The organism is Pseudomonas corrugata (genome assembly GCF_050920615.1).
In the GTDB taxonomy this organism is placed as follows: Bacteria; Pseudomonadota; Gammaproteobacteria; order Pseudomonadales; family Pseudomonadaceae; genus Aquipseudomonas; species Aquipseudomonas corrugata.
The window spans coordinates 5,493,815-5,511,002 of record NZ_CP130434.1 but is presented as its reverse complement, the minus strand read 5'-3'; the positions used below and the strand labels follow the sequence as shown (position 1 = coordinate 5,511,002).

Annotated in this window: 13 protein-coding genes; 9 read left to right on the top strand and 4 right to left on the bottom strand. The window is 61.8% G+C overall.

Features of this window, described 5'->3' with window-relative positions; all coding sequences use genetic code 11:
• Nucleotides 1-121: 121 nt before the first annotated feature.
• Genes QZH45_RS24565 through QZH45_RS24555 form a run of 3 tightly spaced genes read right to left on the bottom strand, consistent with a single transcriptional unit; the run spans nt 122 to nt 2,474 of the window.
• Nucleotides 122-487: a hypothetical protein gene (locus QZH45_RS24565; protein WP_055135179.1), complete on the bottom strand. Its 366-nt coding sequence runs from the start codon at nt 485-487 to the stop codon at nt 122-124.
• 7 nt (nt 488-494) lie between these two features.
• Nucleotides 495-923: a DNA polymerase III subunit chi gene (locus QZH45_RS24560; protein ID WP_024777642.1), complete on the bottom strand. Its 429-nt coding sequence runs from the start codon at nt 921-923 to the stop codon at nt 495-497.
• A gap of 60 nt (nt 924-983) precedes the next feature.
• Nucleotides 984-2,474: a leucyl aminopeptidase gene (locus QZH45_RS24555; protein ID WP_024777643.1), complete on the bottom strand. Its 1,491-nt coding sequence runs from the start codon at nt 2,472-2,474 to the stop codon at nt 984-986.
• Nucleotides 2,475-2,761: 287 nt separating this feature from the next.
• Between QZH45_RS24555 and lptF the strand changes: the two genes are divergently transcribed.
• The 8 genes from lptF to pdxJ all read left to right on the top strand — a co-directional run bounded on the left by lptF (nt 2,762) and on the right by pdxJ (nt 11,341).
• Nucleotides 2,762-3,883: an LPS export ABC transporter permease LptF gene (lptF, locus tag QZH45_RS24550; protein WP_055135180.1), complete on the top strand. Its 1,122-nt coding sequence runs from the start codon at nt 2,762-2,764 to the stop codon at nt 3,881-3,883.
• Nucleotides 3,876-4,937 carry an LPS export ABC transporter permease LptG gene (gene lptG / locus QZH45_RS24545; protein ID WP_024777645.1) on the top strand — a complete coding sequence of 354 codons (1,062 nt, stop codon included), beginning with the start codon at nt 3,876-3,878 and terminating at the stop codon, nt 4,935-4,937. Before lptF ends, lptG begins: the two co-directional genes overlap by 8 nt.
• 311 nt (nt 4,938-5,248) lie before the next feature.
• Nucleotides 5,249-7,048 carry a translation elongation factor 4 gene (gene lepA, locus QZH45_RS24540; RefSeq protein ID WP_024777646.1) on the top strand — a complete coding sequence of 600 codons (1,800 nt, stop codon included), beginning with the start codon at nt 5,249-5,251 and terminating at the stop codon, nt 7,046-7,048.
• A 5-nt stretch (nt 7,049-7,053) separates the two neighbouring features.
• Entirely contained in the window at nt 7,054-7,908 is an 855-nt protein-coding gene (gene lepB, locus QZH45_RS24535; protein ID WP_024777647.1) for a signal peptidase I, read from the top strand.
• A 166-nt stretch (nt 7,909-8,074) separates the two neighbouring features.
• Nucleotides 8,075-8,764, top strand: a complete 690-nt coding sequence (gene rnc / locus QZH45_RS24530; protein WP_024777648.1) for a ribonuclease III — start codon at nt 8,075-8,077, stop codon at nt 8,762-8,764.
• Nucleotides 8,757-9,659: a GTPase Era gene (gene era, locus QZH45_RS24525; protein ID WP_024777649.1), complete on the top strand. Its 903-nt coding sequence runs from the start codon at nt 8,757-8,759 to the stop codon at nt 9,657-9,659. The genes rnc and era overlap by 8 nt, the downstream gene beginning before the upstream one ends.
• Nucleotides 9,660-9,856: 197 nt before the next feature.
• A complete protein-coding gene (gene recO / locus QZH45_RS24520; RefSeq protein WP_024777650.1) occupies nt 9,857-10,546 on the top strand; it encodes a DNA repair protein RecO in 690 nt (229 codons plus the stop codon).
• 51 nt (nt 10,547-10,597) lie between these two features.
• Nucleotides 10,598-11,341 (top strand): pyridoxine 5'-phosphate synthase, encoded by a 744-nt coding sequence (pdxJ, locus tag QZH45_RS24515; protein WP_024777651.1) that lies wholly within the window; start codon nt 10,598-10,600, stop codon nt 11,339-11,341.
• A gap of 200 nt (nt 11,342-11,541) precedes the next feature.
• Here pdxJ and mltF read toward each other — a convergent pair whose 3' ends face one another.
• On the bottom strand, nt 11,542-13,002 hold the full coding sequence (gene mltF, locus QZH45_RS24510; protein WP_024777652.1) for a membrane-bound lytic murein transglycosylase MltF: 1,461 nt from the start codon (nt 13,000-13,002) through the stop codon (nt 11,542-11,544).
• A gap of 288 nt (nt 13,003-13,290) precedes the next feature.
• Here mltF and purL point away from each other — a divergent pair, with 288 nt between their 5' ends.
• Nucleotides 13,291-17,187, top strand: a complete 3,897-nt coding sequence (gene purL, locus QZH45_RS24505) for a phosphoribosylformylglycinamidine synthase (RefSeq protein ID WP_055136158.1) — start codon at nt 13,291-13,293, stop codon at nt 17,185-17,187.
• The last annotated feature ends 1 nt before the right edge of the window (nt 17,188 follow it).

Sequence of the window (17,188 nt, the reverse complement as noted above, 5' to 3'; positions counted from 1 at the left end):
ACCTTGTGGGGGCCGAGCTTGCTCGCGATGGCGGCGGGTCAGTTGCATCCAATGCTGGATGTGCCGCCGCCATCGCGAGCAAGCTCGGCTCCCACAAGGTGTTCGCTGTGAGGCAGGAAAATTACTCGTACTGGCTCAGCAGCCGTTCCATCCTGGCATCCAGCCGGCGCCTGATCTCGGTCTCGATGTGCGGGGCGAAGTCGTCGATGACGTCCTGCATGATCAACTGCGCGGCAGCGCGCAATTCGCTGTCCAGGTGCAGCAGGGCGTCGGGGCCCTTGGGCTCTGTCTTGGGCGCCGGCCTGGGCTCGGGCTGTCCGGTGATCGGCTCGAACAGCAGGGGGATCTGTTCTTCATGCACGGGCTCATGCACGACCGTGTCGGTCAGCAATGGCGGTTGCAGGGTGTCGTCGCCGAGCAACTGGCGGATCGACTCAAGGTCATCCAGCAGGTGAGGAGGCTTTTGCGGTGGTTTTGGAGTGTCCATCGTAGGCTCAGAGTCGCTGTAAACGGTGGTCTTGCAGAGGATAGCCCTGTTCGCGGTAGAAACGGAAACTCTCCCGCGCGGCTTGCCGGATGGCCGGATCCTCCACCACCACTTCCGCCACACGGGCGAAACGCGAAGCAAAGGCCGGCACTTTCAGATCGAGGTTGACCAGCAGGTCCTGGTGTTGGCCGCAGTCTTCTCCCAGCCCCAGCACGATCAGTCCTTCGGGTTCGCTTTCGGCCGGGCCATGGGGTACGAAGCTTTCGCCCTTGAAGGCCCACAGGCGTGCGTCAAGTGCTTCGCGCTGGGCGGCATCGCTGCAATGCAGGTAGATGCGATGGCCCATGCGCCAGGCTTTTTCAGTGAGCTTGCAGGCGAAATCCAGCCGGGCCGACGGATCGGCGCTGGGCAGGATATAGAAGTCGACTTTGGTCATTGCAGTTCCTGAGCCACCGATGACACCGTCCGCAGACGGTGCCATCGGCAGTCATTGGTGTCAGGCCTTGGCACGGTCCAGCAGGTATTGGGTCAGCAGTGGAACCGGACGACCGGTGGCACCTTTATCCTTGCCACCACTGGTCCATGCCGTACCGGCGATGTCCAGGTGCGCCCAGTTCAGGTTCTTGGTGAAGCGTGACAGGAAACATGCCGCAGTGATGGTACCGGCCTTCGGGCCGCCAATGTTGGCAATATCAGCGAACGGGCTGTCCAGTTGCTCCTGATACTCGTCGAACAGTGGCAACTGCCAGGCGCGGTCATCGGCTTGCTGACCGGCGCTGAGCAATTGCCCGATCAGTTCGTCGTTGTTGCCCAGCAGACCGGAGGTATGGGCGCCAAGGGCAACGACGCAAGCGCCGGTCAGGGTTGCGATGTCGATCACCGCCTGCGGCTTGAAGCGTTCCGAGTAGGTGAGGGCATCGCACAGCACCAGGCGGCCTTCGGCGTCGGTGTTGAGGATTTCCACGGTCTGGCCGCTCATCGTCGTGACGATGTCGCCCGGGCGCGACGCCGTTCCGCTAGGCATGTTCTCGGCGCAGGCGAGGATGCACACCAGGTTGATCGGCAGTTGCAGCTCGAGTACGGCGCGCAGGGTGCCGAACACGCTGGCAGCGCCGCCCATGTCGTATTTCATTTCATCCATGCCGGCACCGGGCTTGAGGCTGATGCCACCGGTGTCGAAGGTGATGCCCTTGCCCACCAGCGCGTAAGGCTTCTCGGACTTCTTGCCGCCGTTGTATTGCATGACGATCAGGCGTGGCGGCTGGGCGCTGCCCTGGCCGACGGAATAGAAGGAGCCCATGCCCAGGTCCTTGATTTTCTTCTCGTCGAAGACTTCGACCTTCAGGCCCTTGAATTGCTTGCCCAGGGCCTTGGCCTGTTCGCCGAGGAAAGTCGGGTGGCAGATGTTCGGCGGCAGGTTGCCCAGGTCGCGGGTGAAGGCCATGCCGTTGGCGATGGCGGTGGCGTGGGTCACGGCGCGCTGGACTTCAGCCTGGGCGGCCTTGATGGTCAGCAAGGTGATTTTTTTCAGGGCGCGGGGTTCGGCCTTCTGACTCTTGAACTGGTCGAACTGGTATTCGCCGTCCACCAGGGTTTCGGCCAGCAGGCGGGTCTTGCCGTAGCTGTCGCGGCCCTTGACCACCAGTTCATCCAGCGCCAGTGCGGCATCGCTGCCACCCAGGCCCTTGAGGGTGCCCAGCACGCCAGCGATGATCTTGCGAAACGGACGGTCGCCCAGTTCCGCATCCTTGCCCACACCCACCAGCAGCACGCGCTCGGCCTTGAGGTTGGGCAGGTTGTGCAGCAACAGGCTTTGGCCGACCTTGCCGGCGAGGTCGCCGCGCTTGAGCACGGCACTTATGGCGCCGCCGCACAGGGCGTCGAGCTGGGAGGCGACGACGCCGAGCTTGCGGGCTTCGCCGACGGCAACCACCAGGGTGGCGGTTTTCAACGTTTCTGGGCTAACGCTTTTTACAACCAGTTCCATGTCCGGATCCCTGAATAAATGGTCAAGATGTCGGGCGCCACGCGTCTTGAGTGAAGCAACGTGAACGGTATCGCGCCGGCGACAAAGGCCGCAGTTTGAACCCCGGGCCCCGAAGCTGACAACCCTTGGGGCAGCTATCTTTGCGGCTTCAGCCACCGGTTTAAAGCGCGCGAAGTGACAGGCGCCTCCAATCACAGGATAATGCGGCTCTTTTTTCGGCGGCTCGTGATGGCGAGTGGCTCGATTGCTTGTTTGGCCCCTAGCCTGACAATCCTGGAGTGTCTGGTTTGATCGTTTTTCGATATCTATCCCGCGAAGTCCTGCTGACCCTGAGCGCGGTCAGTGCCGTGCTGCTGGTCATCATCATGAGCGGGCGCTTCATCAAGTACCTCGCCCAGGCCGCTTCCGGCGCGCTGGATCCAGGCTCCCTGTTCCTGATCATGGGTTTCCGCCTGCCAGGTTTCCTGCAACTGATCCTGCCGCTGGGCTTGTTCCTCGGCATCTTGCTGGCCTATGGTCGCCTGTACCTGGACAGCGAAATGACGGTCCTGTCGGCCACCGGCATGAGCCAGCAACGTCTGTTTCGCATTACCCTGTTCCCGGCGACGCTGGTGGCATTGGTGGTCGCCTGGCTGAGCCTGAGCCTGGCGCCCCAGGGCGCTAACCAGTTCCAGTTGCTGATCAACCAGCAGGACGCCCTGACCGAGTTCGATACCCTGGTGCCGGGGCGCTTCCAGGCTCTTCGCGACGGTACGCGCGTCACCTACACCGAGCAGCTTTCGGATGACCGGGTCAACCTTGGCGGCGTCTTCATCACGCAAAAGAACCTGTCGTCCAGCAGTCAGAAGGATCGCGGTATTTCCGTGCTGGTGGCCGAGAAGGGGCGCCAGGAGATCAATCCCGACGGCAACCGCTACCTGATCCTCGAAAACGGCTATCGCTATGACGGCAAGCCGGGGCAGGCCGACTACCGGGCCATCAAGTACGACACCTACGGCGTGCTACTGCCCAAGCCCGAGGCCAGCGAGGAGGTCACTGACCGCGACGCGATGCCAACCGCGACCCTGCTGGGCAGCGATGACATCCGTGCGCGCACCGAGCTGCAATGGCGCCTGTCGCTGCCGTTGCTGGTATTTATCGTGACCCTGATGGCGGTTCCGCTGGCCCGGGTCAATCCGCGCCAGGGTCGTTTCCTCAAGCTGCTCCCGGCGATTCTCCTTTATATGGCTTACCTGACCATCCTGATTTCCGCCCGCAGTGCCCTGGAGAAAGGCAAGATCCCGCCGGCATTGGGCCTGTGGTGGGTGCATGCGATTTTCCTGGCCATCGGCCTGGGGCTGCTCTACTGGGAGCCGCTTCGCCTGAAGCTGGCGAGCCGTCGCAGCGCGCTGGAGGTGGTCCGTGGTTAAACTCGATCGCTACATCGGCAGCAGCGTGTTCATGGCAATCCTCGCGGTGCTGGGGATCATCCTTGGCCTGGCGACCCTGTTTGCCTTCATCGATGAAATGAGTGACGTCAGTGATACCTATACCCTGACGGACGTGGCGAGCTATGTATTGCTGACCGCGCCAAGGCGCCTGTACGACATGCTGCCGATGGCGGCGCTTATCGGTTGCCTGATCGGCCTGGGCAGCCTGGCCAGCAACAGTGAACTGACCATCATGCGTGCTGCCGGGGTTTCCGTCGGTCGGATCGTCTGGGCGGTGATGAAACCGATGCTGGTGCTGATGCTGGTTGGAGTCCTGATCGGCGAGTACATTGCCCCGGCCACCGAGAACACTGCCCAGGCCAACCGTTCCCTGGCCCAGGGTGGTGGCGATGCACAAAGCGCCAAGCATGGTCTGTGGCACCGCCAGGGTGACGAATTCATCCACATCAACTCGGTCCAGCCCAACGGAATCCTCTATGGCGTGACCCGGTATCGCTTCGACGAGCAACGTCACATGCTTTCGTCGAGCTTTGCCAAGCGCGCCCAGTTTGTCGAGGATCATTGGCAATTGAGCGGTGTCACCACCACCCTGTTCCATGAAAAGAACACCGAGGTGGTCGCGACCCCGCAGGAGCGTTGGGACGTGGCGATCAGCCCGCAGTTGCTCAGCACGGTAGTCATGGCACCGGAATCCCTGTCGATTACCGGTCTGTGGGGGTATATCCACTACCTGGCCGATCAGGGCCTGAACAACGGCCGCTACTGGCTGGCTTTTTGGGTCAAGGTATTGCAGCCGCTGGTCACTGCCGCCCTGGTGCTGATGGCCATCTCCTTCATCTTTGGTCCGCTGCGTTCGGTAACCCTCGGTCAGCGGGTGTTTACCGGCGTGCTGGTGGGCTTCACCTTCCGCATTGCCCAGGATCTGCTGGGGCCATCGAGCCTGGTGTTCGGTTTCTCGCCCCTGTTCGCGGTGCTGGTGCCGGCGGGTGTCTGTGCGTTGGCTGGGCTCTGGCTGCTGCGCCGGGCTGGGTGATCCCAGGGGCTCTGTGGCGAGGGGATTTATCGAAACGTCGCACCGCCCCGCTGGGCTGCGCAGGCAGCCCCTAAGCAGTCGCCCTTATCTGTCTGACACGCCGGCGTCGCCTGGTTTTGGGACTGCTTTGCAGCCCAGCGGGGCGGTGCGACGTTTCGCTAAATCCCCTCGCCACAGATAAACCCATTGCCATGATAATGTTCGCGACATCAATCCTCGACAGGCGAACGTGACGCTTGCGCGCTGTATCAGGTACAATTCCCGGCTATTTTTCGGCGGGCCTTGCCTGCAGCCTTTTTGAGTGTTGATCCGTGAGTGATTTGAGTCATATCCGCAATTTCTCCATCATCGCCCACATTGACCATGGCAAGTCGACGCTGGCTGATCGCTTCATCCAGATGTGCGGTGGCCTGACCGAGCGTGAGATGGAAGCCCAGGTCCTGGACTCCATGGACCTCGAGCGTGAACGCGGGATTACCATCAAGGCCCACAGCGTCACTCTCTATTACAAGGCCAAAGACGGCGTCACTTATCAGCTGAACTTCATTGATACCCCGGGCCACGTCGACTTCACCTATGAAGTCAGCCGCTCGCTGGCGGCCTGTGAAGGTGCGTTGCTGGTGGTCGATGCCGGCCAGGGTGTCGAGGCTCAATCGGTTGCCAACTGCTACACGGCCATCGAACAGGGCCTGGAAGTCATGCCGGTCCTGAACAAGATCGACCTGCCCCAGGCCGAGCCGGAACGCGTCAAGGATGAGATCGAGAAGATCATCGGCATCGACGCTACCGACGCGGTCACCTGCAGTGCCAAGACCGGCCTGGGCGTGGATGAAGTGCTCGAGCGCCTGGTGACCACGATTCCCGCGCCGACCGGCAACATCGAGGATCCGCTGCAGGCGTTGATCATCGACTCCTGGTTCGACAACTACCTGGGTGTGGTGTCCCTGGTTCGCGTGCGTCACGGCCGCGTGAAGAAGGGCGACAAGATCCTGGTCAAGTCCACTGGCAAGGTCCATCTGGTGGACAGCGTCGGTGTATTCAATCCGAAACACACCGCCACCGCCGACCTCAAGGCCGGTGAAGTGGGCTTCATCATCGCTGGCATCAAGGACATCCACGGGGCGCCGGTCGGTGACACCCTGACCCTGAGCTCCACACCGGACGTCGATGTGCTGCCAGGTTTCAAACGTATCCAGCCCCAGGTCTATGCCGGCCTGTTCCCGGTCAGCTCCGACGATTTCGAGGATTTTCGCGAAGCCCTGCAGAAGCTGACCCTGAACGACTCGTCGCTGCAATACACCCCGGAAAGCTCCGACGCCCTGGGCTTCGGCTTCCGTTGCGGGTTCCTGGGCATGCTGCACATGGAAATCATCCAGGAGCGCCTGGAGCGCGAGTACGACCTGGACCTGATCACCACGGCGCCGACGGTAATCTTCGAGCTGCTGCTCAAGAACGGTGAAACCATCTACGTCGACAACCCGTCCAAGCTGCCAGACCTGTCGGCCATCGAAGACATGCGCGAACCGATCGTGCGGGCCAACATCCTTGTGCCTCAGGAGCACCTGGGCAACGTCATTACCCTGTGCATCGAGAAGCGCGGCGTGCAACATGACATGCTGTTCCTCGGCTCGCAGGTCCAGGTGACCTACGACCTGCCGATGAACGAAGTGGTGCTGGACTTCTTCGATCGCCTGAAATCCACCAGTCGCGGCTATGCTTCGCTGGACTATCATTTCGATCGTTACCAATCGGCTAATCTGGTGAAGCTGGATGTGCTGATCAACGGTGAGAAGGTCGATGCCCTGGCATTGATCGTGCACCGTGACAACGCGCACTACAAAGGTCGTGCGTTGACCGAGAAGATGAAGGAACTGATTCCGCGGCAGATGTTCGACGTGGCAATCCAGGCCGCCATTGGCGGGCAGATTGTGGCGCGTACAACCGTCAAGGCACTCAGAAAGAACGTATTGGCCAAATGCTACGGCGGCGACGTCAGCCGTAAGCGCAAGCTGTTGGAAAAGCAGAAGGCCGGTAAAAAACGCATGAAGCAGGTCGGTAATGTGGAAATTCCACAGGAAGCCTTCCTTGCGGTGCTCAGGTTGGATAGTTAGGTCCTATGTCGCTAAATTTCCCGCTGTTGCTGGTTATCGCCGTGTTTGTCTGCGGTCTGTTGGCGTTGATTGATCTGTTGTTCCTGGCGCCTCGGCGCCGGGCGGCTATCGCCTCTTATCAGGGCAGCGTCAGCCAGCCCGATGGTGTGGTGGTCGAGAAGCTCAACAAGGAGCCGTTGCTGGTCGAGTACGGCAAGTCGTTCTTTCCCGTGCTGTTCATTGTGCTGGTGCTGCGTTCGTTCCTGGTGGAGCCGTTCCAGATCCCGTCCGGCTCGATGAAGCCGACACTGGACGTGGGCGATTTCATCCTGGTGAACAAGTTCTCCTACGGGATCCGCCTGCCGGTGATCGACAAGAAAATCATCGAGGTGGGTGATCCACAGCGCGGCGACGTGATGGTGTTCCGCTTTCCCAGCGACCCTAGCGTCAACTACATCAAGCGCGTGGTCGGCTTGCCCGGCGACAAGATTCGCTACACCGTCGACAAGCGTTTGTACGTGAATGGCGAACTGGTGGCCGAACAACTGCTCGGCTCCGAGCCAGGCACCCTGGGCAGCGCCGAGCTCTACCAGGAGAAACTCGGCGAGGTCGAGCATCTGATTCGCAAGGAAATGAGCCGCTACCGCGCCACGCCGGACCATTCGTGGACCGTGCCGGCCGGGCACTATTTCATGATGGGCGACAACCGCGACAACTCCAACGACAGCCGTTACTGGGATGATCCGAACATTCCCAAGGACATGCTGGGCATGGTCCCCGACCGGAATATCGTCGGCAAGGCCTTTGCGGTCTGGATGAGCTGGCCGGAACCCAAACTCGGACACCTGCCGAATTTCTCGCGGGTTGGCCTGATCAAGTAAACACACGGCGCTGTTGAACACAGCGCCGAATGCATTTCTGGAGCCTGTACAAGGCGCCAACGTTAGTCAGGACTTCATTTTTGAACACAGCGTTAATTGTCCCAAGCCAACGGCGTCTTGCCGACCTGGCGGTGGAATCCAGCCACGAACTCAGCGTGGGTAAACCGTGAGCGTTTCTCTAAGCCGCCTCGAGCGCCAGCTCGGCTACAACTTCAAGGACCCGGAGCTGATGCTCCTGGCCCTCACTCACCGCAGTTTTGCCGGGCGTAATAACGAACGCCTGGAATTCCTCGGTGATGCCATCCTCAACTTCGTCGCTGGCGAGGCACTGTTCGAGCGCTTCCCGCTGGCCCGCGAAGGCCAGTTGTCGCGTTTGCGCGCGCGGCTGGTAAAAGGTGAGACCCTGGCCGTGCTGGCTCGTGGTTTCGATTTGGGCGACTACCTGCGCCTGGGCTCCGGCGAGTTGAAAAGCGGCGGTTTTCGGCGCGAGTCGATTCTGGCCGACGCCCTGGAAGCTCTGATTGGTGCGATCTACCTGGATTCGGGCATGGAAAAGGCTCGCGAGCGCGTGCTGGCCTGGCTGACCTCCGAAATCGACAGCCTGACGCTGGTCGACACCAACAAGGATCCGAAAACCCGTTTGCAGGAGTTCCTGCAATCGCGCAGTTGCGAGCTGCCGCGCTACGAAGTCGTGGACATCCAGGGCGAGCCGCACTGCCGAACCTTCTTCGTCGAATGCGAAGTGGTCCTATTGAATGAAAAAAGCCGTGGCCAGGGCGTGAGCCGCCGTATCGCCGAGCAGGTGGCGGCCGCCGCAGCATTGATCGCCCTGGGCGTGGAGAATGGCAATGACTGATACAACCGTTACCCGTTGCGGCTATGTCGCCATCGTTGGCCGGCCGAACGTGGGCAAGTCCACATTGCTGAACCATATCCTGGGCCAGAAACTGGCGATCACCTCGCGCAAGCCCCAGACCACCCGCCACAATATGCTGGGTATCAAGACCGAGGGCGACGTGCAGGCGATCTACGTCGATACCCCGGGCATGCACAAGGGGGGCGAAAAGGCCCTGAACCGCTACATGAACAAGACCGCTTCGGCAGCGTTGAAAGACGTCGACGTGGTGATCTTCGTGGTCGACCGTACCAAGTGGACCGAAGAAGACCAGATGGTCCTCGAACGCGTCCAGTACGTGACCGGCCCGCTGATAGTGGCGCTGAACAAGACCGACCGTATCGAGGACAAAGCTGAGCTGATGCCGCACCTGACCTGGTTGCAGGAACAGCTGCCCAACGCCCAGATCATCCCGATCTCGGCCCAGCACGGCCATAACCTGGACGCGCTGGAGCGGGTGATTGCCGAACATCTGCCAGAAAACGATCACTTCTTCCCTGAAGACCAGATTACCGATCGCAGCAGCCGTTTCCTCGCCGCGGAACTGGTGCGCGAGAAAATCATGCGCCAGCTGGGCGCCGAGCTGCCGTACCAGATCACCGTGGAAATCGAAGAGTTCAAGCAACAGGGCAAGACCCTGCACATCCACGCGCTGATCCTCGTCGAACGTGACGGCCAGAAGAAAATCATCATTGGCGACAAGGGCGAGCGCATCAAGCGCATCGGCACCGAGGCGCGCAAGGACATGGAGTTGTTGTTCGACTCCAAGATCATGCTCAACCTGTGGGTAAAGGTGAAGGGTGGCTGGTCGGATGATGAGCGGGCACTGCGTTCGCTGGGTTACGGCGACTTGTAATCCGTCCGGCAGTACACCACGGACTGTGTGGGAGCGGGCTTGGTGGGAGCAAAGCTTGCTCGCGATACAAGCGACTCGGTTTCAAGAAGACCGCGTTGTGTTCATCGCGGGCAAGCCTTGCTCCCAGCAGGCTCGCTCCCACAGTGGTTTCTGGTTGTTGGTAATACTGCGTTTCCTTATTGAGAACTGCGACCTCCATGTCCCCCACCCATCCCATCGCCCAAGTCGCCTACGTCCTGCATTCGCGCGCATACCGCGAAAGCAGTGCTCTGGTGGATTTCCTCACGCCGCAAGGGCGTCTGCGGGCGGTGTTACGGGGCGCGCGGGGCAAGGCCGGAACGCTGGCGCGGCCGTTCGTGCCCCTGGAGGTCGAATTCCGGGGGCGGGGCGAGCTCAAGAATGTCGGGCGCATGGAAAGCAACGGAGTCTCGGCCTGGCTCAACGGCGAGGCGTTGTTCAGCGGCCTGTACCTCAATGAGTTGCTGATCCGCCTGTTGCCCGCCGAAGACCCGCATCCTGCCGTCTTCGATCACTACGCCGCGACACTGCTGGCCCTGGCCGAAGGCCGGCCGCTGGAGCCGCTGCTGCGATCCTTCGAGTGGCGGTTGCTGGATGACCTGGGCTACGGGTTCGCTCTAGACGCCGACCTGAACGGCGCGCCCATTGCCGCCGATGGCCTTTACCGCTTGCAGGTTGATGCCGGCCTGGAGCGCGTCTATCTGCTGCAACCCGGTCTGTTCAACGGCGTCGAGCTGCTGGCCATGGCCGAGGCCGACTGGAGCGCGCCCGGCGCTTTGTCCGCGGCCAAGCGTCTGATGCGCCAGGCTTTGGCGGTTCATCTGGGTGGCAAGCCGCTGGTCAGTCGCGAGCTGTTTCGCAAGCCCTGATCAACCCGTATGCTGTGGGCCGAATCTCTGTCCATTCAAGGAGCGCTTTTCGTGAGCACCAGCAATCGCATTCTTCTCGGCGTGAACATCGACCATGTCGCCACCCTGCGCCAGGCCCGCGGTACCCGCTATCCGGATCCGGTCAAGGCTGCACTGGACGCCGAAGAGGCGGGCGCCGACGGCATCACCGTGCACCTGCGTGAGGACCGTCGCCATATCCAGGAACGCGATGTGCTGCTGCTCAAGGACGTATTGCAGACCCGTATGAATTTCGAGATGGGCGTGACCGAAGAAATGCTGGCATTCGCCGAGCGTATCCGCCCGGCGCACATTTGCCTGGTACCGGAAACGCGTCAGGAGCTGACCACCGAAGGCGGCCTGGACGTGGCGGGGCAGGAAGCGCGGATCCGGGCGGCAGTGGAGCGGCTGTCGAAAACCGGCGCCGAAGTGTCGTTGTTCATCGACGCCGACGAGCGGCAGATCGAGGCCTCCAAGCGGGTCGGTGCCCCGGCCATTGAGCTGCACACCGGCCGCTACGCGGATGCCGAAACCCCCACGGATGTGGCCGATGAGCTGCAACGAGTGGCTGACGGTGTCGCGTTCGGCCTGGCACAGGGCCTGATCGTCAACGCCGGCCATGGCCTGCACTACCACAACGTCGAAGCCGTGGCGGCCATCAAAGGCATCAACGAGCTGAACATCGGCCATGCGCTGGTGGCCCATGCCTTGTTTGTCGGGTTCAAGTCGGCGGTGGCGGAGATGAAGGCGCTGATCCTGGCGGCCGCAAAAGCCTGATATCAGCACACAACTCGATACGGGTGCGATCCATTGTGGCGAGGGGATTTATCCCCGCTGGGCTGCGTAGCAGCCCCAAAGCGTTCTACCCCGTCTATCTGGCACACCGAGGCGCCAGGTTTTAAGGCTGCTGCGCAGCCCAACGGGGATAAATCCCCTCGCCACAGGTTCATCACCGCATCAGGGTTTGTGTGGGGCCGTCAGAGCGGCGGGGTTTCCTGGTTCGGCTTGCTCTTGTCGACGCCCGGCACATGCAGGTTGCCTTCGGCCACCTGGTTGCCTTCGAGCTGCGGCTGCGTGACCCAGGTCAGGATGTCGTAGTAGCGGCGGATGTTCGCCACGAAATGCACCGGCTCGCCGCCCCGGGCGTAGCCGTAGCGGGTCTTGCTGTACCACTGTTTCTGGGACAGGCGCGGCAGGATCTTCTTCACGTCCAGCCACTTGTTCGGGTTCAACCCTTCCTTGGCCGCCAGCTTGCGGGCGTCGTCCAGATGACCGCTACCGACGTTATAGGCGGCGAGGGCGAACCAGGTACGGTCCGGCTCCTGGATGCTCTCGTCGAGTTGCTCCTTCATGTAGGCCAGGTACTTGGCGCCTCCCATGATGCTTTGCTTCGGGTCCAGGCGGTTGGACACGCCCATGGCCTGGGCGGTGTTCTGGGTCAGCATCATCAGGCCGCGCACACCGGTCTTGGACGTGACCGCCGGTTGCCATAGCGATTCCTGATAGCCGATGGCGGCCAGCAGGCGCCAATCGACTTTTTCCCGCTTGGCGTAGGCCTTGAAGTGTTGCTCATACTTGGGCAGCCGTTGCTGCAAATGCTGGGCGAAGGTGGTGGCGCCCATGTATCCGAGAACATCGACGTGTCCGTAATAGCGGTCTTTCAGGCGTTGCAGGGTGCCGTTCTTCTGCACTTTGTCGAGGTAGGCGTTGATTTCGTTGAGCAGGCTGTTGTCTTCTCCAGGGGCCACCGCCCAGCTCTGACTGCGGGCATCGCCCAGGTCGAAGGCCACGCGGACGTTGGGGAAGTACACCTGGTTCATCGCCACTTCGTTGGAATCCACCAGGGTCAGGTCGATCTGGCCCTCATCGACCATGCGCAACAGGTCGACCACTTCAACGGCGTCGGATTCCTCGTATTCGATGCCCGGATACTGCTGTTTCAGTTGCGCCAGTTGCTCGGCGTGGGTGCTGCCCTTGAGCACCATGATCTTCTTGCCCGCCAGGGCTGCCGCGTCCGTGGGGCGTGACTGGCCGTTGCGGTAGATGACCTGCGGGGTGACCTCCAGGTAGGAGTGGGAGAACCGCACCTGTTTCTTGCGTGCCTCGCTGCTGACCAGGCCTGCGGCCGCCAGCACCGGGCCGTTGGGTTTGCCGATCTGGCTGAACAGGTCGTCGAGGTTGTCGGCAGTCTCGATTTTCAGTTCCACGCCCAAATCGTCGGCGAAACGCTTCACCAGCTCGTATTCGAAGCCGGTTTCACCGTTGCGATCCTCAAAGTAGGTGGCAGGGCTGTTTCGGGTAACCACCCGCAGCACGCCATCCTCCTTTACGCGCTCCAGTGTGTTGGGTTTCTCAACACAGCCACTGAGCACCAGGAAGAGTCCGGTTGCGATCAGCCATTTGGCGTACCGCGGACGCAAAGCCATTGGGGAAAACATCTGCGCAGTATACGCAAACGGCCCTTACCGCCATATCTCGACAGCGAAAGGCCAGTCTGCTAGCGGTTGCAAAACATGTCTGCAACACAAGCCGGCTGGCGTGCGGCGGGTTTTGGGTCGATTAAAAAAATCTCGAAACGAACACCGGAACAGACGTTCAACAAGGGTTTCGACGCAAAGACCGACATTCGGCCCGTATCGCGGATGCCGTTTCGGGTGCCGTTGCCGACGGTTTAGGCTAGAATGCACGGCCTCAAAGCACACCCCCTTCCCGAGGCTGTCCCGAAGATGTTGATCCTGCGCGGCGCTCCTGCCCTTTCTGCCTTTCGCCACAGCAAACTCCTTGAGCAACTGAGCCAGAAGGTTTCGGCTGTCAGTGGCTTGTATGCTGAATTCGCTCACTTCGCCGAAGTCACCGGCGGTTTGACCGGCGACGAACAGCAGGTGCTCGCGCGCCTTCTGAAATACGGTCCCAGCGTTCCCGTCCAGGAGCCGGCCGGTCGCCTGTTCCTGGTGCTGCCGCGCTTCGGCACCATTTCGCCGTGGTCGAGCAAGGCCAGCGACATTGCCCGTAATTGCGGTCTGGGGAAAATCCAGCGCCTGGAGCGCGGCATTGCCTTTTATGTCGCCGGTGAGTTCAGCGAGGCCGAGGCCCAACTGATCGCCGACAGCCTGCATGACCGCATGACCCAGGTCGTGCTGGGCAACCTGGAGCAGGCCGCCGGCCTGTTCAGCCACGCCGAGCCCAAGCCACTGACTGCCATCGACGTGCTGGGCGGCGGCCGTGCCGCGCTGGAAAAAGCCAACGCCGAACTGGGCCTGGCCCTGGCCGAAGACGAGATCGATTACCTGGTCAACGCCTTCCAGGGATTGAAGCGCAACCCCCATGACATCGAACTGATGATGTTTGCCCAGGCCAACTCCGAGCACTGCCGTCACAAGATCTTCAACGCCAGTTGGGACATTGACGGCCAGAGCCAGGAAAAAAGCCTGTTCGGCATGATCAAGAACACCTACCAGATGCACAGCGAAGGCGTTCTGTCTGCTTACAAGGACAACGCTTCGGTGATCGTCGGCAGCGTTGCCGGCCGCTTCTTCCCGAATCCCGAGACCCGCCAGTACGGTGCGGTCCAGGAGCCGGTGCACATCCTGATGAAGGTCGAGACCCACAACCATCCGACCGCGATTGCGCCGTTCCCTGGCGCGTCCACCGGTTCCGGTGGCGAGATCCGCGACGAAGGTGCAACCGGTCGCGGCGCCAAGCCCAAGGCCGGCCTGACCGGTTTCACCGTGTCGAACCTGCAGATCCCGGGCTTCGAACAACCGTGGGAAAAGCCGTACGGCAAGCCTGAGCGCATCGTCAACGCCCTCGACATCATGATCGAAGGCCCGCTGGGTGGCGCTGCGTTCAACAACGAATTCGGCCGTCCGGCCCTGACCGGCTACTTCCGTACCTTCGAACAATCCATCACCACCCCCCGTGGCGAAGAAGTGCGCGGCTACCACAAGCCGATCATGCTCGCTGGCGGCATGGGCAACATTCGCGCCGAACACGTGCAAAAAGGCGAGATCGTGGTCGGTTCCAAGCTGATCGTCCTCGGCGGCCCGGCGATGCTGATCGGCCTGGGCGGCGGCGCTGCTTCCTCCATGGCCACCGGCACCAGCTCGGCGGACCTGGATTTCGCCTCGGTGCAGCGGGAAAACCCGGAAATGGAACGCCGTTGCCAGGAAGTCATCGACCGTTGCTGGCAGTTGGGTGACAAGAACCCGATCAGCTTCATCCACGACGTGGGCGCGGGCGGCCTGTCCAACGCCTTCCCGGAGCTGGTCAACGACGGTGGCCGTGGTGGCCGCTTCGAGCTGCGCAACATTCCGAACGACGAGCCGGGCATGGCCCCGCATGAAATCTGGAGCAACGAGTCCCAGGAACGTTACGTCCTGGCAGTCGGCCCGGCCGACTTCGAGCGCTTCCAGGCCATCTGCGAGCGTGAGCGCTGCCCGTTCGCCGTGGTCGGCGAAGCCACTGCCGAGCCGCAACTGACCGTCACCGACAGTCACTTCGGCAACAGCCCGGTGGACATGCCACTGGAAGTGCTGCTGGGCAAGGCCCCGCGCATGCACCGTTCGGCCGTTCGCGAAACTGAGCTGGGCGACGATTTCGATCCGTCCACCCTCGACATCGCCGATTCCATCGAGCGCGTCCTGCACCACCCGGCCGTGGCGAGCAAGAGCTTCCTGATCACCATCGGTGACCGCACCATCACCGGCCTCGTGGCCCGTGACCAGATGGTCGGCCCATGGCAGGTGCCGGTGGCTGACGTCGCTGTGACCGCCACCAGTTTCGACGTCTACACCGGTGAAGCCATGGCCATGGGCGAGCGCACGCCGTTGGCCCTGCTGGACGCTCCGGCGTCGGGCCGCATGGCGATCGGTGAGGCGCTGACCAACCTCGCGGCCTCGCGCATCGGCAAGATTTCCGACATCAAACTGTCGGCCAACTGGATGTCCGCCGCCGGGCACCCGGGTGAAGACGCTCGGCTGTACGACACCGTCAAGGCTGTCGGCATGGAGCTGTGCCCGGAACTGGGCATCACCATTCCGGTGGGCAAGGATTCCATGTCCATGGCCACGCGCTGGAACGAAGACGGCGTGGACAAGAGTGTGACCTCGCCGCTGTCGCTGATTGTGACCGGTTTCGCCCCGGTCACTGACATCCGCCAGACCCTGACCCCGCAACTGCGCATGGACAAGGGCACCACCGATCTGATCCTGATCGACCTGGGTCGTGGTCAGAACCGCATGGGCGCCTCGATCCTGGCCCAGGTGCATGGCAAGCTCGGCAAGCAAGCGCCGGACGTTGACGATGCCGAAGACCTGAAGGCGTTCTTCGCCGTCATCCAGGGCCTCAATGCCGACGGCCACCTGCTGGCCTACCACGACCGTTCCGATGGCGGCCTGCTGACCACCGTAATGGAAATGGCCTTCGCCGGTCATTGCGGCCTGAGCCTGACCCTCGACAGCGTGGCGGAATCCGCTGCCGAAATTCCGGCCATCCTGTTCAACGAAGAACTGGGTGCGGTGATCCAGGTTCGCCAGGACGCTACCCCGGACATCCTCGCCCAGTTCAGCGCGGCAGGCCTGGCCGATTGCGTCTCGGTGATCGGCCAGCCGATCAACAACGCCCACGTCAACATCACCTTCAATGGCGATACCGTCTTCGAAGGCCAGCGTCGCCTGTTGCAGCGTCAGTGGGCTGAAACCAGCTACCAGATCCAGCGCCTGCGGGATAACGCCGATTGCGCCGATCAGGAATTCGACGTACTGCTGGAAGAAGACAACCCGGGCCTGAGCGCCAAGCTCAGCTACGACGTCAATCTGGATGTGGCCGCGCCTTACATCAAGAAAGGCATTCGTCCGCAAGTGGCGGTACTGCGTGAGCAGGGCGTCAACGGCCAGGTGGAAATGGCGGCGGCGTTCGACCGCGCCGGCTTCAACGCGATCGACGTGCACATGAGTGACATCCTGGCCGGTCGTGTCGACCTGAACGACTTCAAGGGCATGGTGGCCTGTGGCGGCTTCTCCTACGGCGACGTGCTGGGTGCCGGTGAAGGCTGGGCCAAGTCGGCGCTGTTCAACAGCCGCGCTCGCGACGCGTTCCAGGGCTTCTTCGAACGCACCGACAGCTTCACCCTCGGCGTGTGCAACGGTTGCCAGATGATGTCCAACCTGCACGAGCTGATCCCGGGCAGTGAGTTCTGGCCGCACTTCGTGCGCAACCGTTCCGAGCAGTTCGAAGCTCGCGTGGCGATGGTCCAGGTGCAGGAGTCGAACTCGATCTTCCTGCAGGGCATGGCTGGTTCGCGCATGCCGATCGCCATCGCCCACGGTGAAGGGCATGCGGAATTCGAAAGCGAAGAAGCGTTGCTCGAAGCCGACCTGTCCGGTTGCGTGTCGCTGCGGTTCGTCGACAACCACGGCAAGGTCACCGAAACCTATCCGGCCAACCCGAACGGCTCGCCGCGCGGAATCACCGGCCTGACCAGCCGCGACGGTCGTGTGACGATCATGATGCCGCACCCTGAGCGCGTATTCCGCGCGGTGCAGAACTCGTGGCGTTCGGATGACTGGAACGAAGACGCGCCCTGGATGCGCATGTTCCGCAACGCTCGCGTCTGGGTGAACTAAA